20 protein-coding genes and 1 tRNA gene are annotated in these 20,758 nt (G+C 66.8%); 13 read left to right on the forward strand and 8 right to left on the reverse strand.

What is annotated here, in order from left to right; all coding sequences use genetic code 11:
• Positions 1–9 precede the first annotated feature (9 nt).
• Together ASD13_RS08565 and adhP are read left to right on the forward strand one after the other, a co-directional pair.
• The gene (locus ASD13_RS08565; protein WP_055868200.1) at positions 10–849 is read left to right on the forward strand and encodes a universal stress protein; all 840 of its coding nucleotides are present in this window, start codon (positions 10–12) and stop codon (positions 847–849) included.
• A gap of 89 nt (positions 850–938) precedes the next feature.
• Entirely contained in the window at positions 939–1,997 is a 1,059-nt protein-coding gene (gene adhP / locus ASD13_RS08570; protein WP_055869158.1) for an alcohol dehydrogenase AdhP, read from the forward strand.
• A gap of 56 nt (positions 1,998–2,053) precedes the next feature.
• Here adhP and ASD13_RS08575 read toward each other — a convergent pair.
• Positions 2,054–2,136, reverse strand: a tRNA-Leu gene (locus ASD13_RS08575).
• 101 nt (positions 2,137–2,237) lie between these two features.
• Between ASD13_RS08575 and ASD13_RS08580 the strand changes: the two genes are divergently transcribed.
• Positions 2,238–2,858 (forward strand): ANTAR domain-containing response regulator, encoded by a 621-nt coding sequence (locus tag ASD13_RS08580; protein ID WP_017830602.1) that lies wholly within the window; start codon positions 2,238–2,240, stop codon positions 2,856–2,858.
• Positions 2,859–2,860: 2 nt separating this feature from the next.
• A complete protein-coding gene (locus ASD13_RS08585; protein ID WP_082531448.1) occupies positions 2,861–3,436 on the forward strand; it encodes a GNAT family N-acetyltransferase in 576 nt (191 codons plus the stop codon).
• Here ASD13_RS08585 and ASD13_RS08590 read toward each other — a convergent pair.
• Entirely contained in the window at positions 3,411–3,839 is a 429-nt protein-coding gene (locus ASD13_RS08590; RefSeq protein WP_055868202.1) for a hotdog fold thioesterase, read from the reverse strand. The two genes, ASD13_RS08585 and ASD13_RS08590, sit on opposite strands and share 26 nt — an antisense overlap.
• Before the next feature lie 45 nt (positions 3,840–3,884).
• Here ASD13_RS08590 and polA point away from each other — a divergent pair, with 45 nt between their 5' ends.
• From polA to ASD13_RS08620, 6 genes are read left to right on the forward strand one after another with little or no spacing between them, the layout of a single operon-like run.
• Positions 3,885–6,518, forward strand: a complete 2,634-nt coding sequence (polA, locus tag ASD13_RS08595; protein WP_055868206.1) for a DNA polymerase I — start codon at positions 3,885–3,887, stop codon at positions 6,516–6,518.
• Between the two features lie 41 nt (positions 6,519–6,559).
• The gene (locus tag ASD13_RS08600; protein WP_055868209.1) at positions 6,560–8,236 is read left to right on the forward strand and encodes a DUF885 domain-containing protein; all 1,677 of its coding nucleotides are present in this window, start codon (positions 6,560–6,562) and stop codon (positions 8,234–8,236) included.
• A 54-nt stretch (positions 8,237–8,290) separates the two neighbouring features.
• Positions 8,291–9,325 (forward strand): LLM class flavin-dependent oxidoreductase, encoded by a 1,035-nt coding sequence (locus tag ASD13_RS08605; RefSeq protein ID WP_055868212.1) that lies wholly within the window; start codon positions 8,291–8,293, stop codon positions 9,323–9,325.
• A 47-nt stretch (positions 9,326–9,372) separates the two neighbouring features.
• Positions 9,373–10,725, forward strand: coding sequence for an MFS transporter (locus ASD13_RS08610; RefSeq protein WP_055868216.1), 1,353 nt, complete (start codon positions 9,373–9,375; stop codon positions 10,723–10,725).
• A gap of 34 nt (positions 10,726–10,759) precedes the next feature.
• Entirely contained in the window at positions 10,760–11,515 is a 756-nt protein-coding gene (locus tag ASD13_RS08615; protein WP_200935131.1) for an SGNH/GDSL hydrolase family protein, read from the forward strand.
• A 31-nt stretch (positions 11,516–11,546) separates the two neighbouring features.
• Positions 11,547–12,293 (forward strand): formylglycine-generating enzyme family protein, encoded by a 747-nt coding sequence (locus tag ASD13_RS08620; RefSeq protein WP_055868222.1) that lies wholly within the window; start codon positions 11,547–11,549, stop codon positions 12,291–12,293.
• 89 nt (positions 12,294–12,382) lie between these two features.
• Here the strand turns inward: ASD13_RS08620 and ASD13_RS08625 are convergent, their stop codons facing one another.
• The 3 genes from ASD13_RS08625 to ASD13_RS08635 all read right to left on the reverse strand — a co-directional run bounded on the left by ASD13_RS08625 (position 12,383) and on the right by ASD13_RS08635 (position 14,839).
• Positions 12,383–13,708 carry an MFS transporter gene (locus ASD13_RS08625; protein ID WP_055868225.1) on the reverse strand — a complete coding sequence of 442 codons (1,326 nt, stop codon included), beginning with the start codon at positions 13,706–13,708 and terminating at the stop codon, positions 12,383–12,385.
• A 151-nt stretch (positions 13,709–13,859) separates the two neighbouring features.
• On the reverse strand, positions 13,860–14,393 hold the full coding sequence (locus ASD13_RS08630) for an AAA family ATPase (protein WP_055868228.1): 534 nt from the start codon (positions 14,391–14,393) through the stop codon (positions 13,860–13,862).
• Positions 14,394–14,437: 44 nt separating this feature from the next.
• On the reverse strand, positions 14,438–14,839 hold the full coding sequence (locus ASD13_RS08635) for an HIT family protein (RefSeq protein ID WP_082531450.1): 402 nt from the start codon (positions 14,837–14,839) through the stop codon (positions 14,438–14,440).
• A 268-nt stretch (positions 14,840–15,107) separates the two neighbouring features.
• Between ASD13_RS08635 and ASD13_RS17730 the strand changes: the two genes are divergently transcribed.
• On the forward strand, positions 15,108–15,767 hold the full coding sequence (locus tag ASD13_RS17730) for a peptidoglycan recognition protein family protein (RefSeq protein WP_268776187.1): 660 nt from the start codon (positions 15,108–15,110) through the stop codon (positions 15,765–15,767).
• A gap of 81 nt (positions 15,768–15,848) precedes the next feature.
• On the forward strand, positions 15,849–16,694 hold the full coding sequence (locus tag ASD13_RS08645; protein ID WP_055868238.1) for a class I SAM-dependent methyltransferase: 846 nt from the start codon (positions 15,849–15,851) through the stop codon (positions 16,692–16,694).
• A gap of 61 nt (positions 16,695–16,755) precedes the next feature.
• Here the strand turns inward: ASD13_RS08645 and ASD13_RS08650 are convergent, their stop codons facing one another.
• From ASD13_RS08650 to ASD13_RS08660, 3 genes are read right to left on the reverse strand one after another with little or no spacing between them, the layout of a single operon-like run.
• Positions 16,756–19,113, reverse strand: a complete 2,358-nt coding sequence (locus ASD13_RS08650; protein WP_055868242.1) for an ATP-binding cassette domain-containing protein — start codon at positions 19,111–19,113, stop codon at positions 16,756–16,758.
• 29 nt (positions 19,114–19,142) lie between these two features.
• Positions 19,143–19,553, reverse strand: a complete 411-nt coding sequence (locus tag ASD13_RS08655; RefSeq protein ID WP_055869160.1) for a VOC family protein — start codon at positions 19,551–19,553, stop codon at positions 19,143–19,145.
• Between the two features lie 5 nt (positions 19,554–19,558).
• A complete protein-coding gene (locus ASD13_RS08660; protein ID WP_055869161.1) occupies positions 19,559–19,957 on the reverse strand; it encodes a helix-turn-helix transcriptional regulator in 399 nt (132 codons plus the stop codon).
• Between the two features lie 182 nt (positions 19,958–20,139).
• Here ASD13_RS08660 and ASD13_RS08665 point away from each other — a divergent pair, with 182 nt between their 5' ends.
• On the forward strand, positions 20,140–20,736 hold the full coding sequence (locus ASD13_RS08665) for an HdeD family acid-resistance protein (protein WP_017830619.1): 597 nt from the start codon (positions 20,140–20,142) through the stop codon (positions 20,734–20,736).
• Positions 20,737–20,758 lie beyond the last annotated feature (22 nt).

The raw sequence follows: 20,758 nt of genomic DNA on the forward strand, positions 1-20,758 counted from the left end.
AAACCACTCATGCAAGAGAGCATCCTGGTCGGAGTCGTCGATACTCCTGCTTCCCGTCGAGCCGTCGAGTGGGCGGCGCACCGCGCGAATGAACGGCTCAGCAGGGTGGAACTCCTCTCTGTGGTGGGCGGCGCGATCGGAACGGTCGGCGAAGGGGCGGTCGTCGCCGAGGCCATCAGCCTGACGCAGACGTTGCTCGAACGCGAAGCGGAGCGGGTCAGGGCGCACGGGGTGAAGGCGGACACCGTGGTCTCGCGAGGAAACCCGGTGGAGGAACTGATCAGCGCATCGATGGTGTTCGATCTCCTCGTGATCGGAAGCGACTTCCGGGGGGATCATGCAGGTGCGCGCAGCATCCACCACGGCATCCGTGTGGCAGCAGGTGCCCACTGCCCGGTGGTCGTCGTTCCCGACATCGATCTCGCCGGTCGGCGGGGCGTGATCGTGGGCGTCGACGGATCCGCGGTGTCCGGGAAGCTCATCGATTTCGCCGCGGCAGAAGCCGCGCGCACCGGCGATCCGCTCACCGTGGTCAACACCTGGGTCACGGTCCCGTTGCCGCTCAACATGTCGGCCTATCCTGCGGACTATCTCTCCGGCATGCAGAAGGTGACGGAGGAGGCGCTGACGGATTCTCTGAAGGGGATCCCTCGCCTGTATCCGGAGCTCGAGGTGCATCGAGTCGTCGAGCGCGGCTATGCCGCAACCGTCATCAACCGCCTCTCGCGGGACGCGCGTCTCACGGTCATCGGCTCTCACGGCCGTGGCGCGATCGCCCGATTCCTCCTCGGTTCGACCAGCCAAGAGGTCCTCTCGAGTCCCTCCACTGTCACCGTGCTCGTCCGGTGAGCGCCCGGCACGGTGGGACCTTCGACCCGGGGAAGAAGGTCCGGCGGCGTCAGGCTTGAAGCATCCACGAGTCCCGTCCAGGAGGAATGATGCGAGCAGCAGTCGTCACAGAGTTCGGTGCACCGGCGCAGGTGGAAGAGCGTCCGATCCCACAGCCCGGTCCGGGACAGGTCCTGGTCCGGGTGGAGACATGCGGACTGTGCCACACCGACATTCACGCGATGCGCGGAGATTGGCCGGTCAAGCCCCCGCTCCCGCTCATCCCGGGGCACGAAGGCGTGGGCATCGTCGAACAGCTCGGTGACGGCGTGACCAGCCGCACGGTCGGACAGAGAGTCGCGATGCCCTGGCTCGGCCACGCATGCGGCGAATGCCGGTACTGCGTCGATGGTCGAGAGAACCTCTGCGAGAGCCAGTACAACAACGGCTACGCCGTCGACGGCGGCTACGCCGAGTACATGCTGGCAGACGCCCGCTTCGCCGTTCCCGTTCCGGACGGCATCACCGCTATCGACGCCGCGCCGCTCACCTGCGCCGGAATCACGACCTACGCGGCGATCAAGAACGCGCATGTCACGCCGGGCGAGACGGTCGCGATCTTCGGTGTCGGGGGGCTCGGGCACCTTGCGGTGCAGTACGCCCGCCTGGTGGGCGCCAAGGTCATCGCGGTGGACGTCACCGACGAGAAACTCGACCTGGCATCCGAGCTGGGTGCAGACCACGTCGTGAACGCCGCCGACGCCGATCCGGTCGCTGCGATCCGAGATCTCGGTGGTGCCGACGTCGTCGTCGTCCTCGCGGTCGCGCCCGCGGTCTTCGACCAGGCGTTCCGCTCTCTGAACCGCGGCGGCAGGCTCGTGCTGGTATCCCTCCCCGCCGGTGGGGAGCTCACGGTGCCGATCTTCGACACCGTGCTCAAGGGGATCAGCATCATCGGCTCCATCGTCGGGACCAGGCAGGATCTGGCCGAGGTCTTCGACCTTCACGCCGCCGGACGGACGCGGGTCGTCACCGAGCCCCGTGAGCTGGACCAGGTCAACGCATCGGTCGACGAGGTGCTGGCGGGGACCGTGCCGGCCCGCCTCGTGTTCCAGTATCACACCGCCGATGTCGTCCCGACGCACGACGGGACCGCCGCGTCCCTGTGAGCCGGCGACCTCGGTGTTGAGGAGGAAAACCCAGTTCGAGGGTCATCTATCAAGGGTGCCGGCGGTGGGACTCGAACCCACACGCCCTTTCGGACAAAGCATTTTGAGTGCTCCGCGTCTGCCATTCCGCCACGCCGGCTCGTGTGTCGCGTCTATGACTTTAGCGCAGGGGAGGGGGAGTGATCCTCCGCGCCGAGTGGTTACGGCCTGCAGACAGGGGCACTCCACTAGGATGGTTCTGTGACAGAGCAAGAAGAGCAGGCTGAGCAGCCCACGTCATCCGCACCCCGACGCGTGGTCGTCGCCGAAGATGAGTCGCTGATCCGTCTCGACATCGTCGAGATCCTCCGCGACAACGGCTTCGATGTCGTCGGTGAGGCCGGTGATGGAGAGACCGCGGTCGCTCTGGCGACCGAGCTGCGCCCCGACCTCGTCATCATGGATGTCAAGATGCCTCAGCTCGACGGCATCAGCGCCGCCGAGAAGCTGCACAAGGGCAACATCGCCCCCGTCGTGCTCCTCACGGCTTTCAGCCAGAAGGAGCTCGTCGAGCGTGCCAGCGAGGCCGGTGCTCTCGCGTACGTCGTGAAGCCGTTCACTCCGAACGACCTCCTGCCGGCGATCGAGATCGCGCTGGCCCGGCACGAGCAGATCATCACGCTCGAGGCCGAGGTCGCCGACATGGTCGAGCGCTTCGAGACCCGCAAGCTCGTCGATCGGGCCAAGGGTCTGCTCAACGAGAAGATGGGTCTGAGCGAGCCCGAGGCGTTCCGCTGGATCCAGAAGGCCTCCATGGATCGCCGTCTGACGATGCAGGACGTCGCCAAGGCGATCATCGAGCAGCTCGCGCCCAAGAAGTAAGGGTGAGCGCCGGGGTCATCCGGCTCGATACCGAGCACATCCTGCGGCCCGTGCGCCTCGGAGATGGCGCCGCGCTCTCGCGGGCGTATCTGGCGAACCGCGAGCACCTCGCACCGTGGGAGCCCTCACGCACGGAGGCGTTCTTCACCGTCGCCTCGCAGGAGCAGCACGCGCAGCAGTGCGCCGACGATGCGTCCGCAGGTCGCAGCGTCCGCTTCGTGATCGCGTCCGACGACGGTGAGATCCGCGGACGGATGAACATCAACAACATCGTCCGTGGTGCGTTCTGGAGCGCCGATCTCGGCTACTGGGTCGACGTCTCGCGGCTGCGTCGCGGGCTCGCGCACCGCGCCGTCGCGCAGATCATCGAGTACTCGCGCAAGGAACTGGGACTTCATCGGCTGCAGGCGGCCACACTGGTGCACAACCTCGGCTCCCAGAGCGTGCTGCGAGGAAACGGCTTCGAGCGCATCGGGATGGCGCCGAAGTACCTCCGCATCGCGGGGGAGTGGCAGGACCACCTCCTCTTCCAGCGACTGCTGGAGGAACCGCTCAGCGCCCGGCGGGAAGGTCCTTGATCATGTTGGTGATGCGGATCGTGGAGCAACGTCGCCCCTGATCGTCGGTCACCACGATCTCGTGCACGGTGATGCTGCGTCCCAGGTGGACAGGGGTGCAGACGCCGGTGACGACGCCCGACGTCGCCGAACGCGTGTGCGTCGCGTTGATGTCGACGCCGACGGCGAGCCGTCCGGCACCGGCGTGCAGATTGGCCGCCATCGATCCGAGGGATTCCCCGAGGACCACGTAGGCGCCGCCGTGCATGAGTCCGACAGGCTGCGTGTTGCCCTCGACCGGCATCGTCGCGACGCAGCGGTCGACGCTGAATTCGACGAACTCCATGCCCATCTTCTCGGCCAGAGCGCCCATTCCGCGGGCTGTGGCCCAGTCGAGTCCCTCGCTCGTCGCGACGTCGCTCATGCATCCTCCTCAGCGGGTGTCTGTCGTCCTCGTTAGGCTGACAGGGTGACGGACTCCGCAAAGCCTACCCTCATGGTCGTCGACGGCCATTCGCTCGCCTATCGTGCCTTCTTCGCCCTCCCGGTCGACAACTTCACGACCAAAGACAACCAGCACACGAACGGCATCTACGGCTTCCTGTCGATGCTGGTGAACCTCATCAAGGCCGAGCAGCCGACGCACCTGGCGATCGCCTTCGACACCTCGCGTCACTCCTTCCGCACCGACGAGTACCCGGAGTACAAGGCCACGCGCTCCGAGTCGCCTCAGGAGTTCAAGGGGCAGATCCCCCTGCTCCAGGAGTGCCTCACCGCGATGTCGATCCCGGTGCTGACGAAGGAGGGGATCGAGGCCGACGACATCCTCGCCACGCTGGCGTCTCAGGGTGCCGAACAGGGCTTCGACGTGCTCGTCGTCTCGGGCGACCGCGACACGATCCAGCTCGTCAACGACGATGTCACGCTGCTGTACCCGTCGGTGCAGGGCGTCTCCCAGCTCAAGCGCTACGACCCGACGACCGTCCAGGAGCGCTACGGGGTCCGGCCGGAGCAGTATCCCGACATCGCCGCTCTCGTCGGCGAGACCAGCGACAACCTGCCCGGTGTGCCGAAGGTGGGGGAGAAGACCGCCGTCAAGTGGCTCACGCAGTTCGGGTCGCTCGACGAACTGATCGCCCGAGCCGACGAGATCAAGGGTGTGGTCGGCGGCAACCTCCGCGATCACATCGACGACGTGCGCCGCAACCGCAAGCTCAACCGGCTGCTCACCGATGTGGAGCTTCCCGTCGGCCCTGCCGATCTCGCGGTCGCGCCGATCGATGCCCAGGCCGTGCGTGACATCTTCGCGCGCCTGGAGTTCCGCACACTGCTCCCGCGGGTGTTCGAGGCCGTCGGTGCGGGCGAGGTCGCCGACGATCCCGCATCCGTGATCGTCCTTCCTGTGCCTGTGGAGGTGACGCCCGCCGAGCTCGCTGCCTGGGGTTCGGCACAGGAAGGCGAAGTCTCCCTCCGTGTCACGACACAGGGCGGAGTGCCCGTGCGCATCGGTGCCGCCACCCTGACCGAGCTCCGCGAATCCGACTGGACCGAAGCCGCGCCCGAGGCGCTGCGCGGATGGCTCGAGTCCGACGCGCCGAAGGTGCTCCACGACGCGAAGGCGCAGGTGAAGGCGCTGATCCGTCAAGGCATCCGCCTCGGCGGCCTCTCCTACGACACGAGTCTCGCCGGCTGGCTGCTGCGACCCAGCTTCCCGGACAAGACCCTCTCCGACCTGGTCGAGCGCTACCTGGGCGAGAAGCTCCCCGAGGCCGACCCGTCGCAGCTCGTGCCCGAGACCGAGGGCGCGACGCCTTCGCAGGAGGCGTGGTTCGCGCTGCGTGTCGCCGATGCTCTTCGGGAGGACATCCCCGAGCCGGTCGCCAAGGTCTTGGTCGACATCGAGCTGCCGACGCTGCTCACCCTCGCCGACATGGAGGTCGCGGGCGTGGCGGTCTCGCACGACGTGCTGTCCACGTTCTCCGGAGAGCTCGCCGCCCGCGCCGAGACACTCGCGCAGGAGGCCTTCTCCGTGGTCGGACGCGAGTTCAACCTCGGCTCGCCCAAGCAACTGCAGGAGGTCCTGTTCGAAGACCTGCAGCTGCCGAAGACCCGTAAGACCAAGACCGGGTACTCGACGGATGCCGCGGTTCTCGCCGACCTGCAGGAGAGCAACCCCCACCCGTTCCTGAACCTGCTGCTGCAGCACCGTGAGGCCACCAAGCTGCGTCAGATCATCGAGTCGCTCGATACCGCCATCGGCGACGATCACCGGGTGCACACGACGTATGTGCAGACCGGAAGCCAGACGGGGCGTCTCTCCAGCACCGACCCCAACCTGCAGAACATCCCGGTGCGTACCGAGGAATCCCGTCGCATCCGCAGCGCGTTCGAGGTGGGCGAGGGCTACGAGGCGCTTCTCACCGCCGACTACTCGCAGATCGAGATGCGCATCATGGCGCACCTCTCCGGCGACGAAGGCCTCATCGAGGCGTTCAACAGCGGGGAAGACCTGCACCGTTTCGTCGGTGCGCGGGTCTTCGGCGTCGAGCCGAGCGAGGTGACAGCGGCAATGCGCACCAAGGTCAAGGCGATGTCGTACGGCCTTGTGTACGGGCTCTCCGCGTTCGGCCTCTCCAAGCAGCTGCGCATCGAGCAGTCCGAGGCCAAGCAGCTCATGATCGAGTACTTCGCTCGGTTCGGCGCGGTGCGCGACTATCTGCGCGCGTCGGTCATGAAGGCGAAGGAGGTCGGCTACACCGAGACGATCTTCGGCCGCCGCCGTCCATTCCCCGACCTGGCGAGCCCGAACCGGGTGCTGCGCGAGAACGCCGAGCGCGCGGCCCTCAACGCCCCCATCCAAGGCAGTGCCGCAGACATCATGAAGATCGCGCTCCTGCACATCCACGATGATCTCCGCTCCGAGCAGCTCTCCTCGCGCGTGCTGCTCCAGATCCATGACGAGCTCGTCGTCGAGGTCGCTCCCGGGGAGTGGGAAGCGACGGAGCGCATCGTGCGGGCGCGGATGGGTGACGCCGCCGACTTGTCGGTGCCGCTCGACGTGCAGGTCGGACGCGGTCGCGACTGGAACGAAGCCGCGCACTGAGGTCCGGCGGCGGAAGGGGGCCGGGGATTAGGCTGACAGCTATGACTTCAGCTCCCCGAACCCCCTCCGCCATCGACGCCGTCGCCGATGAATGGGTCGACACGATCGCGGTCCTGGCGCCCACGCTCGGGACGTATATCGGCCGCGATGAGGTGAACGACCGTTTCGGTGACCTGAGCCCGGCGGGGCACGAGGAGATCGCCGCGGCGACCCGCGCGACGCTCGACAAGCTCTCCGCACTCGAGCCGGTCGATGCGATCGACGAGGTCACCAAGACCGACCTCGGAGCCGAGCTGCGTCTCGACCTCGAGCTGCACGACGCGAAGTGGCATCTGCGGGACCTCAACGTCATCGCCTCGGCCGCACAGGATGTGCGCGCGGCATTCGATCTGATGCCGACCGCGACCGTCGAGAACTGGGATGTGGTCGCGACGAGGCTCGCCGCGGTCCCCGAGGCACTGCGCGGTTACATCGAGACCCTGCGGACCGGTATCGCCGAGGGCGTGACGCCGGCGCGACGCCAGGTCGTCGAGGTCGCGACGCAGATCGACCGCTACACGGCCGACGACGGCTTCTTCGCCGCCTTCGTGGCCGATGCCGATCCCGACGAGGGGCAGCTGCCCGCTTCGCTCGCGCGCAGCCTCGCCGACAACTCCGCCGCGGCACGGGTCGCCTACGACGAGCTTCGTCGCTTCCTCGTGGAAGAGCTCGCTCCCGCGACGGGCGAGGTCGACGCAGTCGGACGCGACCTGTATGCGCTCAACTCCCGTCGCTTCCTCGGGGCGACGATCGACCTCGATGAGACGTACGAGTGGGGGCGCGAGGAGCTCGCGCGCATGGTGGCGGAGCAGACCGCGATCGCGAACGAGATCCTGCCCGGTGCATCCGTGGAAGAGGCCGTCGCCCACCTCGAGGCCGACCCGGCCCGCAAGCTCGTCGGCACCGACGCGCTCCAGAGGTGGATGCAGGAGACAAGCGACCGCGCTGTCGCCGAGCTCGGCGCCTCGCACTTCGACATCCCGGAGGCCATCCGCACTCTCGAGTGCATGATCGCCCCCACGCAGGAGGGCGGCATCTACTACACCGGGCCGACGGACGACTTCTCCCGCCCCGGCCGCATGTGGTGGTCGGTCCCCGAGGGCGTCACCGAGTTCGACACCTGGCGCGAGCTGACCACGGTGTTCCATGAGGGCGTGCCGGGACACCACCTCCAGATCGCGCAGGCCGTGTACAACCGGGCCGAGCTCAACTCCTGGCGCCGTCTGCTCGCCGGCACCTCGGGTCATGCCGAGGGCTGGGCTCTGTATGCCGAGCGTCTGATGGAGCAGCTGGGCTACCTCGACGATCCCGCTGACCGTCTCGGCATGCTCGACGGGCAGCGTATGCGGGCCGCCCGCGTGGTGCTCGACATCGGCGTGCACCTGGGCAAGCCTCGACTCGACGGTACGGGTGTCTGGGACGCCGAGTACGCACTGGACTTCATGCGCCGGAACGTGAACATGTCCGATCAGTTCGTGCAGTTCGAGGTGAATCGCTACCTGGGCTGGCCTGGTCAGGCGCCGTCCTACAAGGTCGGTCAGCGCATCTGGGAACAGGTCCGTGACGGCGTCCGCGCAGCCGAAGGCGATGCGTTCTCGTTCAAGGACTTCCACAAGCGCGCACTCGACATGGGCGGTGTCGGCCTCGACACGCTGCGCAGCGCCTTGCTTCCGCGCTGACGGGAATGCGGTCCGGCCGAGGCGTGTTCATTCATCTGAATAGGAAGGGATGACATGGGCATCGAATTCGGGTTGGACACGTTCGGCGACATCACCAGGAACGCGGACGGAGAGCTCCTCACCGGCGCGCAGACGATCCGCAACATCGTCGCGCAGGCAGAGCTGGCCGACACGGTCGGTGTGGACTTCTTCGGGGTGGGGGAGCACCACCGCGCGGAGTTCGCGGTCTCTGCCCCGGAGATGGTGCTGGCCGCTATCGCGGCCCGCACCACGCACATCCGTTTGGGCACGGCGGTGACGGTGCTCTCGTCCGACGACCCTGTGCGCGTTTTCGAGCGGTTCTCGACGTTGGATGCTCTCTCGAACGGTCGTGCCGAGGTGGTTCTCGGCCGCGGCTCCTTCATCGAGTCGTTCCCGTTGTTCGGCTATGACCTCCGTGACTACGACGCACTCTTCGAGCAGAAGCTCGAGCTGTTCGTCGAGCTCCTCAAGGAGGAGCCGGTGACGTGGTCGGGCACCATGCGCGCTTCGCTCGAGAATGCGAACGTGTTCCCGAAGACCGAGAAGGGTCTGCGCACCTGGGTCGGTGTGGGGGGCAGCCCTGAGTCGGTCGTCCGTGTCGCACGCCATGGCCTCGGCCTGATGCTCGCGATCATCGGGGGATCGGCGGCGCGGTTCAAGCCCTTCGTCGACCTGTACCACCGCTCCGTGGCCTCCTTCGGCACGACGTCGCACCCCGTCTCGGTGCATTCGCCCGGCCACATCGCCGAGACGGATGCGGAGGCCTGGGACGCCGCGTACTCCGGTTTCGAGGCCATGAACAACACGATCGGACGTGAGCGCGGATGGCCGGCATACAGCCGCGCGCGCTTCCAGAACGACATCGGTCCTGAAGGAGCGATCTACGCGGGCTCGCCGGATCGCGTCGCGGCGAAGATCGCCGACACGATCACGACGCTGGGACTCGGCCGGTTCGACTTGAAGTACGCCACAGGCACCCTGTCGCACGAGTCGATGATGCGCAGCATCGAGCTGTACGGCACCGAGGTTATCCCGCGGGTGAAGCGGATCCTCGACGCTCAGGACTGACGTCATCGGGCGCGGGACGTCGGGCGCTCGGCTCTACGATGAAGAGCATGGCCAACACCGCCTTGCCGAGCCGCTCATCTCTGGCCGAGCGCCTGGACGTCCTGCCGTTCACCCGTCGCCACCTGCGCCTCCTGACGGGGTCGGGGCTCGGCTGGGCTTTGGACGCGATGGATGTCGGTCTGATCTCCTTCATCCTCGCCGCGCTCACGCAGCAGTGGGGGCTGACGAAGGGCGAAGCCGGTTGGATCGCCTCGGTCGGGTTCATCGGCATGGCCATCGGCGCGACGCTCGGTGGCCTGCTGGCGGATCGTTTCGGACGACGGCAGGTGTTCGCGCTCACGCTGCTCGTATACGGCATCGCGACCGGTGCCAGCGCGCTCGTCGGAGGTCTCGCGGCACTGCTCGTTCTCCGCTTCCTGGTCGGTCTCGGCCTCGGCGCCGAGCTCCCGGTCGCATCGACGTATGTGAGCGAGTTCGCTCCGGCCCGGATCCGTGGCCGGCTGATCGTGGTGCTGGAGGCCTTCTGGGCACTCGGATGGACCGCGGCCGCCGTGATCGGCTTCCTCGTCATACCGGCCTCCGATGACGGGTGGCGCTGGGCCTTCGCGCTCGGCGCGATCCCTGCCGTGTACGCACTCTTCGTGCGGTGGCGGATGCCGGAATCGCCCCGCTGGCTCGCCTCGCGAGGACGCATCGCGGAAGCAGACCGCATCGTCTCGGCGTTCGAGGCCGATGCCGGGGTGGGCGGTGCCCCCGCTATCCGCAAGGAGCCGGCATCACGTGCGATCGCGGTCACCGCACGCGCGCGGCTGGCAACGCTCTGGAACCCGGAGTTCCGAGTGCGCACACTGTGCCTGTGGATGGTGTGGTTGGGCGTGAACTTCGCCTACTACGGGGCGTTCATCTGGATACCGAGCATCCTCGTGGATGCCGGGTTCGATCTGGTGCGTTCGTTCGGTTTCACCCTCATCATCACGCTGGCCCAGCTGCCGGGCTATGCTGTCGCGGCGTGGCTGATCGAGGTGTGGGGGCGTCGGCTGACGCTGTCGGTGTTCCTGCTCGGTTCTGCGGTGTCTGCAGTGGTCTTCGGCACGGCGACGACCGAGGGCGCCATCATCGCCGCGGGCATGGCTCTGTCGTTCTTCAACCTGGGCGCCTGGGGAGCCCTGTACGCCGTGACCCCCGAGATCTATCCCACCTCGCTGCGGGGAACGGGCGCCGGTTGGGCGGCAGGAGTGGGTCGCATCGCATCGATCGTGGCGCCGCTCTCCGTTCCGGTGCTGCTGCTCGCCGGTGGAGCGCCGCTGCTGTTCGCGGTGTTCGGGGTGTGCTTCCTCGGTGCTGCGGCCGCAGCATGGGGGCTCGTCGACCGCGGCGGGCAGGCGCTCGACGATCGTTGACGCCTGCTCTCGTCTGCCGCAATAGGCTGGGACGATGGCAGATGTGCGGTTCGTGGCGATCGGCGATTCCTTCACCGAGGGGGTCGGCGATGTCCTCCCGGATGGGCGTGAGCGCGGCTGGGCGGATCTCGCGGCTCAAGGGTGGGCGGATGCCGCAGGACACTCGATCCAGTACGCCAACCTCGCGATCAGAGGCAAGCTCGCCTGGCCGATCGTCGAGCAGCAGCTCGAGCCCGCGCTCGCGCTGAGGCCGACACATCTCTCCTTCAACGGCGGAGGCAACGACATGCTTCGCCCACGCACCGATGTCGAGCACATCGCCGATGCGTTCAGCCGCGTGCTGCGCCGGTGCGACGAGGAGGGGGTGACCATGATCCTGCTCTCCGGGGCGAACCCGAGTGGACAGCTTCCGATGGGATCCCTCGTTCAACGGCGCGGAGATCTCCTCTCTGATGCCGTGCTTCGACGGATCGAAGAGCGCCCCGATGTGGTCCGTGCATTCAACTGGCCGGATCGTGAGCTCTCCCGTGGCGCCTACTGGGCGGACGACCGGCTGCACATGAACGCGGCGGGCCATCACCGCGTGGCGGCTCGGGTGCTGCATGCTCTCGGCTTCGAGCCGCCGGAGACTTGGTGGGCGCCGAGCGATCGCCTCGGTGCGGGGCCGTCGGGGCTTGCCTACTATCGGGAGTTCGTGGGCCCCTGGGTCCGTCGGCGCGTGACCCGCACATCCTCCGGCGACGGTCGCACGGCCAAGTTCCCGTCCTGGGTAGAGCGAGTGCCCTCGTGAATCGAGTCCGTCGCTCGGACGCGGGGGACCGGTGAGCGATTTCGAGTTCGCCCGCATCCCCGCCGGCGTGCTGACACTGCGGGACGCACGTCGCGAGGAGCAGCGCGTGGTCACGCTGGAGCCCTTCGAGATCGGCGTGTATCCGGTGACGGAGGAGCAGCTCGCAGAGGTGCTCGGCATCCCGGTGCGCCACCCTCGTCGCCCCGCATCCGACCTCAGCTGGCTGCGCGCCATCCACTTCTGCAACGCCGCATCCGAGTGGGAGGGCCTGGATCGGGTCTACCTGTTCGATGGTGAGGACGTCGCCTGGGACACGACCGCAGACGGGTACCGGTTGCCCACCGAAGCGGAGTGGGAGTTCGCGTGCCGGGCCGGTTCCACCGGACCGCACTATGCGCCTCTGGCCGACGCCGCGTGGACGAGCGCGGACGGCGTCTCGTCGCCGCAGGACATCGGCGGCAAACTGCCGAACCTCCACGGTCTCTTCGACACGCTCGGCAACGTCTGGGAATGGTGCTGGGACCTGTTGGACCCCGCCCGCTACGACGACTACCGCGTGTTCCGTGGCGGCGGGTTCGCCGACGACGCCTGGAGCGTGCGGGCATCTGTCCGCCGTGGGGGAGCACCGCGCATGCATCATGAGGATGTCGGTCTCCGACTGGCTCGGGGTGCGTTCGACACGGTCGACCGTGCACAGGGCTGGTCCGCACGGGCCGACCGGGAGCGAGCCGTGCAGGAGGGGCCGCTTCCCTCCGGGTGGACCCCGCGCGGTCGTTGACCTCCCCGTCGTCAGCCCCGCCGTGACCGCACCGGACTCCGCGCGCCGATTTCGAGCCACGCAGCGGGAAACGCTGTGCGGATTGAGGTTCAGCGCCGCCGTTCGGGATCCAGACCCATGCGGATCCGCGTCCGCTTGCGTTCGATGAGGATGAACACGGTGCCGATGATCCAGAGGGGGATCGGCATGAGGAACGCGATCCGGAAGGCATCGAGCGAATAGGTCTCGGGAGTGCCGGCGCCCTGGAGGTCAAGGGCGAGTCCGATCAGGAAGATGGCGATGAGTGCGGCGATGAAGCCGCCGGCGTTCGTCACCCCGGTTGCCGTGCTGAGCCTGTGGGACGGGTTGTGTGTGCGCGCGTGATCGAAGGCGATCATCGATGCGGGTCCGCCGGTCGCGAGCGCGATGGCCAGTACGTAGAGGAGCCAGCTCGGTGCGGTGCCTGGCAGGGCGATGACGGCGATCCAGGCGACCATCTGCACTCCGACGGCGGGGAGCACGAGAGCGAGGGAGCGGTGATTCGGCAGCCGGCGGGAGAGATCGCCGATGATCGGTCCGAGAAGCATGCCTGCAATGACATATACCGAGATGATGCCTGCGGCGTGCGCGGTATCGAGTCCCTCCGCAGCGGTGAGGAACGGCATACCCCAGAGGAGAACGAACGCGGTGCCCGCGAACGGCGTGGTGAAGTGCGACCAGAACGCGAGACGCGTTCCCGGGTGCGCCCAGGCTGCGCGTATGCCGACTCCGGTATCTATCGCGGAGGTGACGACGCGGATGACGCCGGTATCGGTGTTCACTGTCACGTCGGCACCGCGCTCTGCGGGATGGTTGCGGATGACCAAGGCGACGAGGATCGTGAAGAGCACGCCGAGGCCGGCGATGCTGCCGAAGGTGATGCTCCAGCTGGTGGCGTGCAGGAGTGCAGCGACGGGAACCAGGGCGATCAGCTGGCCGGTCTGGCCGATGATGCCGGTGAACTGGACCATGATCGGCCCTCGTTGCGCAGGAAACCAGGTCGCCACCAGACGCAGTACAGCGGGGAAGATCGCGGCGTCGCCTGCGCCGAGCAGCACGCGTGCGAAGATCGCGACGCCGATGCTGGGGGAGAGCGCCATGGTCAGCTGGCCCGCGGCCATGAGCAACATGCCGATCGTCATGATCGGACGCGACCCGAAGCGATCCAGCAGAATACCGACGGGGATCTGCATGCCGCCGTAGACGGCGAGCTGCACCACGGCGAACAGCGCCAGCGTCGACGCATCCGCTTGGAACCGGTCCGCCGCTTCGACGCCCACGGCGCCGAGAGATGTGCGGTTCGTGATCGCGAGCACATATGCCGCGACTCCGACGGACCAGATCAGCCATGCTCGCCACCCCGGTGTCGAGACGGGGGAGTGGGAGACCTGCTGCACCTCCCCAACGCTACTCCTCCGGGAACGTGGCAGACGATCGGTGATGAGCGCAAGGACATGCTCGTCTACAGCCAGCTGCGACCGCGGTAGCGCAGGAGGCGGACTCGTCGATGTCGGTCGTCTCGCCGTCCGGTGATCGTGTGTGGCGCAATCACATGGGCATGCCGCCGCCGAGGTCTTCCACGATGATCTTCACGAGTTCTTCGGTAGTCGTCTCCGGTCCGACCCGCCGCTCATCGAACCAGGGGAGTGGTTGCCACCCGTCGTGCCATTCGCGGATCCTGTCCTCACCGAAGTCGTTCGCGAGCGGCCTCCCCGCGTGGCGCCGGATCGTCTCGTCGAGACCGACGTCGAACTGGTAGATGCACGTCGTCCCGCGGTGGTCGCGATACAAGCTCTCGAAGACGTCGGAGTAGTCGCGCAGGTTGAAGACCCCATCGAGAATCACGTCGTATCCGAGGTTGAGTGCCTGTCTGGCAGCGCCGACGATCAGGACGCTGGCATCCCTGGACCGCCTCAGCCGATCGGGGTCGTGCAGCAGCTCCCGGCGAAAGTGATCCTGCGAGATGAGAGCCACCCGCTCACCGAGATTCGGCCGCAGCGCCGTCGCCGTCGTCGTCTTGCCCGAGGCCGCATCGCCGCGCAAGATGACGAGCCGGGTGGAGTCGCTGCCGGTTGGAGTCATCGGTCCATTCTCGCAGCGCCCGCCCGGCGGGGTCGAGACGGCGATCAATCGAGCGTGAACGGCATCCCCATTGTGGCCCTGAGCCTCGATGCGAATGCTCTGCGACGGTCGGGATCCACCCACTCCGCGTCACCGTGTCGTTGGTACAGCCGATCGTCCGGATAGCGCGGGAACACATGCACGTGCAGGTGCCAGACGTCCTGGTCTCCTGCGGGTTCATTGTGCTGTCGGATCGAGGTCCCCTCGCATTCGTACGATGACCGGACGCCGATCGCCACTCTCTGCGTCAGATCCCACACCGCGAAGCCGTCCTCCGGCGACAGCTCGTAGATGTTCTCCACGTGCGTCCGTGGGATGACGAGGACAGCTCCGGGGTTTCCCGGCCACCACTTCGGGGCGATCCGGGCGAATGCGCGGTCGGTGACGGCGACCACGTCTGAGGGCATGCTGAGTTCGTCGAACAGACCGTGTTGGAACCTGCAGAACGGACACGCATAACCGGGCGGCTCATGGGCGGTCGGATGCACGCAACGATCATCGCATGGGGAGGGGGCGGTTCCGTGGAGCTGCGTTCATCACCCCGTTCCCGGCGGGCGCGTGTTGAATAGGCGGATGTCGCACTCCCCGCAGCCCGACCCCGCCGCACCTTCGACACACACACGTCGGCGCTTTCTCCTCGCTGCGGGTGTGGGGATCGGGGCGACCGCGGCGGGGATGTGCCTCGCGACGGCCCCGGGAGCGCCCGTCAGTGAGGCTACGATCCGGGATCTGAACAACCCGAGGGGGCTGCCGGAGTACGACCCTGTCTACGAGCGGGCGGTTCGCGGCCTCGAGGCGCCTCTCGGGTTCACGGACTGTGCGAATCCCACGAACCGGGCCAACCGCGACACCGCGGGAAGCGACGGCCACGTGGTGAGACCGGTCATCGACCGGTTCATCATCCACCACACGGGGACGACGGCAGACCAATTGGACTTCCTGTCCCGCTGCAACAAGCGATCATCCGCACCGACCTTCTACCTACGCAACGACGGTTCCGTCATCGAGTTGATTCGTCCGTCCGCGAAACCGTCCGCAACCGGCGCTGACTGGAACTGGCGGTCCGTCGCGGTGGAGACTCTCAACGCCAGCGGGGCACCTGAGTACGCGGTGACGGAGGCGCAACTCGAAGAACTCGCGCAGATGATCGCGTGGCTTGCGACCTTCGACGGCAAGAGTCTGGACGGCGTGCCGGTGTCGTTCACGATCGACCGAGCCCACGTCGTCTCTCACCGCGAAACGTGGTCGGGGACCGAATGCCCCGGCCCCTATCTGCAATCCCGCCTCGACGACATCGTGGCCCGCGCACGGCAGATCTTCGGTGATCGGGGATAGGTCGGTTTTCCATGAGCTGACATAATGTGCATTATCGGATATTGCTCCTCGCCGGAATGCGGCACTCGATAGGCTCGCACCGTGAATGGAAGCAATGTCGACATCGACTGGGAATCTGCACGGCGGGCGAACCAGGCGAACTGGGAAGATCGCGTTCCTGTGCACGAGGAAGCGTACGGACTCGAAGCGTTCGACGATCCGGATCATCTGAGTGATGTCGTGCGCGACGATCTCGCCACAATGTCTGCATTCCTTCCGTCGGGCGGTCTGTCCGGACTCGACCTGTGCCACCTGCAGTGCCACATCGGCACCGACACCGTCTCACTGGCCCGCGCCGGCGCGAGGGTCACCGGCGTCGACTTCTCGCCGTCGGCGCTTCACACGGCAGGTGAGCTCGCGACGCGTCTGGGCGTCGAGGCCACGTGGGTGGAGACTGATGTCCTCGATGCGCGGGCCGCCGTCGTCGGCGACTTCGACGTCGTCTACACGAGTATCGGGACGATCACCTGGCTCGATGACCTGGATCGTTGGGCCGCGCAGATCGTCGCGCTGTTGCGCCCCGGCGGCGTGTTCTTCATCCGCGACGGCCATCCCGCCCTCTATGCGTTGGATGAGGACGCCGCAAGTCTGACCACGCGATATCCGTACTTCGCGACCGGGCATGCACAGCAGTGGGATGACGAATCCACCTATGCCGGCGACGGTCGCATCTCCCACGCGCGCACCTACGAGTGGCCCCACTCGTTGTCCGAGATCCTCGGCGCGCTGCTGCGCGCAGGTCTACGCCTCTTGCACTTCGACGAGGGCCGGACCCTGCCATGGCAGTTCAGCGACCGCATGGTCGAGGTCGCCGGTGGCTATGCCTGGCCCGAGGCCGAACGCGATCTGATGCCGTGCACCTACACGATCATCGCCCGGCGGGACTGAGGCGACTTCCGCGGCGGCCCCGAGCGCCGGGGGCGCCTCAGGTGATGCGCCCCTACTCCTCTCACACGCCGACGTAGGCTGCGAGGTGCTCCCCCGTCAACGTCGATTTTTGGGATACCAAATCCGTCGGTGTTCCCTCGAAGACGATCTTGCCGCCGTCGTGACCGGCTCCGGGCCCGATGTCGATGATCCAATCCGCGTGCGCCATGACCGCCTGATGGTGCTCGATCACGATCACGGTCTTCCCGGCGTCGACGAGTCGATCCAGGAGGCCGAGGATCTTGTCGACATCCGCCAGGTGAAGGCCCGTGGTGGGCTCGTCGAGCACGTACACGTCCCCCTTCTCCCCCATCTGGATCGCCAGCTTGATGCGCTGACGTTCGCCACCCGACAGCGTCGACAGCGGCTGTCCCAGCGAGAGATACCCGAGCCCCACGTCTTCCAACCGGCCGAGGATGGCCGCGGCCGCAGGCAGCTTGGCCTCTCCCTCACTGAAGAACACCCGGGCCTCGGAGACCGGGAGGTCGAGAACCTCGGTGATGTCCTTGCCCGCGAGCTTGTACTCGAGCACGCCGACCTGGAAGCGCTTGCCTCCGCAGTCTTCGCACGGCGTCTCGATGGTGTCCATGAAGCCGAGCTCGGTGATGATGACGCCCGCACCCTTGCATGACGGGCAGGCGCCCTCGGAGTTCGCGCTGAACAGAGCGGGCTTGACGCCGTTGGCCTTCGCGAACGCCTTGCGGATCGGCTCGAGAAGCCCTGTGTAGGTCGCGGGGTTGCTGCGGCGGGACCCCTTGATCGCCGCCTGATCGATCGACACGACACCGTCGCGGTTCGAGACCGATCCGTGGATGAGCGAGCTCTTGCCGGAGCCAGCCACTCCCGTCACGACCGTGAGCACGCCGGTCGGGATGTCGACATCGACGGCCTGCAGGTTGTTCGCAGTCGCCCCTCGCACCTCGATGGCTCCCGTGCCCGAGCGCACCGCATCCTTCAACTGTGCCCTGTCGTCGAGATGCTCGCCGGTCTTCGTGCCGCTCGCCTTCAGCCCCTCGACCGTGCCCTCGAAGCAGATCTCGCCACCGGCGTTTCCCGCACCAGGCCCCAGGTCGACCACGTGGTCGCCGATCACGATGGTCTCGGGCTTGTGTTCCACGACCAGCACGGTGTTGCCCTTGTCGCGCAGCTGGAGCAGGAGCCCGTTCATGCGCTGGATGTCGTGCGGGTGCAGGCCGATCGTCGGCTCGTCGAAGACGTAGGTGATGTCGGTGAGTGAAGAGCCCAGATGCCGGAGCATCTTGATGCGCTGCGCCTCTCCCCCGGACAGCGTGCCGGAGGGTCGTTCCAGACTGAGGTAACCGAGCCCCAGCGTGACGAAGGCGTCGAGGTTGGCGCTGAGCGCCTGCAGAAGCGGGCCCGCTTCGGGAAGATCGAGTCCGCGCACCCAGTCGGCCAGATCCGTAACCTGCATACGGCAGGCGTCGGCGATGCTCACGCCCTCGATCTTCGAGGAGCGCGCACCTTCGGTCAGGCGGGTGCCGTCGCACTCCGGGCAGACCGCGAAGGTGGCGACACGCTCGACGAAGGCGCGGACGTGTGGCTGCAGCGCATCGAGGTCTTTCGACAGCATCGACTTGGTGATCTTCGGGATGAGACCCTCATAGGTCATGTTGATCCCGGAGATCTTCACCTTCGTGACCTCGCCGTAGAGGAAGAGGTGACGCTGCTTCTCGGTGAACTGCGAGATCGGCTTGTCGCCCGGATAGAACCCCGACTGGGAGAAACCCTTCACCATCCATCCTTCGGCGGTGTAGCCGGGCACCATGATGGCACCTTCGTCGAGAGACTTCGTCTCATCGACGATCTGGGCGAGGTCGATGTCGGACACCGCTCCCCTGCCTTCGCATCGTGGGCACATGCCGCCGAGATAGATCGCGTCCTTCACGATCTTCTTCGCCCCTCCAGGGCCGGTCATCACGCCGCTGGCCTTCTGCGTCGGGATGTTGAACGAGAATGCCGTCGGCCCGCCGATGTAGGGCTGTCCGAGCTTGCTGAACAGGATGCGCAGCATCGCGTTCGCGTCGGTCACGGTGCCGACGGTCGATCGCGGGTTCGCGCCGAGGCGTTCCTGGTCGACGATGATCGCCGTCGTCAGTCCCTCGAGCACGTCGACGTCGGGTCGTGGAACCGAGGGCATGAAGCCCTGGACGAAGGCACTGTAGGTCTCATCGATCATGCGCCGCGACTCCGCAGCGATCGTGTCGAAGACGAGCGAGCTCTTCCCTGAACCGGAGACGCCGGTGAAAACGGTGAGGCGGCGCTTCGGGATGTCGACGCTGACGTCCTTCAGATTGTTCTCGCGCGCGCCCTGCACGCGGATCAGGTCGTGGGTGTCGGCGGGGTGCTCGTCCGTGGTCATCGGCGTCCTTCGTGTGGTCGGTGGAGATATCAGGCGGCTTGATTGATACGCAGCAGATTGCCCGCGGGGTCGCGGAACGCGCAGTCGCGAACCCCGTAGGGCTGGTCGATAGGCTCCTGGACGACGTCGGCGCCGCGTTCGACGAGGCGTTCGAACAGCGCGTCGACGTCGTCGCTGGCCAGTGTCAGCGCCGCGTAGCTGCCCTTCGCGATGAGCTCGAGGATCGTCTGGCGCTCGACGTCGGTGATACCGGGGTCGGTCGCCGGCGGATGCAGCACGATCGACGTCTCCGGCTGGCCGGGCGGGCCGACCGTGAGCCACCTCAGCCCGTCGTAGCCGACGTCGTTGCGAACCTCGAAGCCGAGGGCGTCGCGGTAGAAACCGAGCGCCGCTTCGGCGTCGGTGTGCGGAAGGAATGCGTAATGGATGCGGATGTTCATGGTGTTCACGGTAGGTGCGCGTCGGTGCGCGGCGCTTCTCGATTCCTGATCGGTCTGGTCACCTGTTTGGCGTGGAACGAGGGAATCCCCTCGACGGTGGCGGCGCGTTCACGGTACACGCTGGGTGCGACACCGACCAGCTCCGAGAATCTCGTGCTGAACGAGCCGAGCGAGGAGCACCCCACTTCGAAGCACACCTCCGTCACCGTCAGGTCACCGCGCCGTAGCAGCGCCATCGCGCGCTCGATCCGCCGAGTCATCAGGTAGGAGTACGGCGATTCGCCGTAGGCCTCGCGGAACTGTCGGCTCAGATGCCCGGCCGACATGTGCACGCCGTCCGCGAGAGCCTGCACGTCGAGCGGCCTGGCGTACTCGCGGTCGATGCGGTCTCTGACCCTTCTCATCACGGCGAGCTCACGCAGGCGATCTTCGTCGACGGCGGGCACGACTCGATCTTGCCATGTCGCCGGAAGTCGCGGCGTGACGGAGCGAAACGCGGGTGGGACCTTCTCCCCCATCCCGGACCACGGGAGCGCTACCCTGAGGATGCATCCTCACAGCATCTTCTCAGAAAGGGCTCCCCACCATGTCTGAACCACTCACGGAGGCCAAGTCTCTGTTCAAGTCAATCCGGGTCACGCTGGCGGTCGCCGGCGTCATCGCGCTGATCGCCGGAATCGTCCTCCTCGTCTGGCCCATCAAGTCCGCGGTCATCGTGACGGCGATCTTCGCGTCGTACCTGGTCGTCGCCGGTCTCGTCTACGTCGGGCTCGGCATCTTCTCGAGCGCGAAGGGAGGATGGGCCCGCGTCGGCCACATCGTCCTCGGCCTGCTGTACATCGCAGCCGGTGTCATCGCGTTCTTCAACCTGAACGCCGCCGCAGCCACGCTCGCGTTCGTCGTCGTGATCTTCATCGGCGTCAGCTGGATCGTCGACGGGATCGTCGCCCTCACGCTGCTCGGCAGCGACGGGTCGCGGGTCTGGACCGTCCTCTACGCGATCCTCAGCATCGTCGCCGGAATCATCGTCCTGTTCTCGCCGCTGATCGCCGGCTTCGCGTTCTGGCTCCTGCTGGGCATCTCGCTGGTCGTGCTCGGCATCGTTCAGATCGTGCGTGCCATCACGCTCGGTCGGGACGCGAAGGAGTTCGTCTCCGCCGTCCAGGGCGGAGCGGCGAGTTGACGCTCATCGCCTGAAACACGAT

The organism is Microbacterium sp. Root1433D1 (assembly GCF_001426835.1).
In the GTDB taxonomy this organism is placed as follows: domain Bacteria; phylum Actinomycetota; class Actinomycetes; order Actinomycetales; family Microbacteriaceae; genus Microbacterium; species Microbacterium maritypicum.

Coding starts and splice junctions, on each gene's coding strand:
- adhP (WP_055869158.1), top strand. CDS start 939: ATGCGAGCAGCAGTCGTCACAGAGTTCGGTGCACCGGCGCAGGTGGAA.
- ASD13_RS08665 (WP_017830619.1), top strand. CDS start 20,140: ATGTCTGAACCACTCACGGAGGCCAAGTCTCTGTTCAAGTCAATCCGG.
- ASD13_RS17730 (WP_268776187.1), top strand. CDS start 15,108: ATGTGCCTCGCGACGGCCCCGGGAGCGCCCGTCAGTGAGGCTACGATC.
- ASD13_RS08610 (WP_055868216.1), top strand. CDS start 9,373: ATGGCCAACACCGCCTTGCCGAGCCGCTCATCTCTGGCCGAGCGCCTG.
- ASD13_RS08590 (WP_055868202.1), bottom strand. CDS start 3,839: ATGAGCGACGTCGCGACGAGCGAGGGACTCGACTGGGCCACAGCCCGC.
- ASD13_RS08605 (WP_055868212.1), top strand. CDS start 8,291: ATGGGCATCGAATTCGGGTTGGACACGTTCGGCGACATCACCAGGAAC.
- ASD13_RS08650 (WP_055868242.1), bottom strand. CDS start 19,113: ATGACCACGGACGAGCACCCCGCCGACACCCACGACCTGATCCGCGTG.
- ASD13_RS08635 (WP_082531450.1), bottom strand. CDS start 14,839: ATGCCCTCAGACGTGGTCGCCGTCACCGACCGCGCATTCGCCCGGATC.
- ASD13_RS08630 (WP_055868228.1), bottom strand. CDS start 14,393: ATGACTCCAACCGGCAGCGACTCCACCCGGCTCGTCATCTTGCGCGGC.
- ASD13_RS08600 (WP_055868209.1), top strand. CDS start 6,560: ATGACTTCAGCTCCCCGAACCCCCTCCGCCATCGACGCCGTCGCCGAT.
- ASD13_RS08655 (WP_055869160.1), bottom strand. CDS start 19,553: ATGAACATCCGCATCCATTACGCATTCCTTCCGCACACCGACGCCGAA.
- ASD13_RS08660 (WP_055869161.1), bottom strand. CDS start 19,957: ATGAGAAGGGTCAGAGACCGCATCGACCGCGAGTACGCCAGGCCGCTC.
- ASD13_RS08565 (WP_055868200.1), top strand. CDS start 10: ATGCAAGAGAGCATCCTGGTCGGAGTCGTCGATACTCCTGCTTCCCGT.
- ASD13_RS08615 (WP_200935131.1), top strand. CDS start 10,760: ATGGCAGATGTGCGGTTCGTGGCGATCGGCGATTCCTTCACCGAGGGG.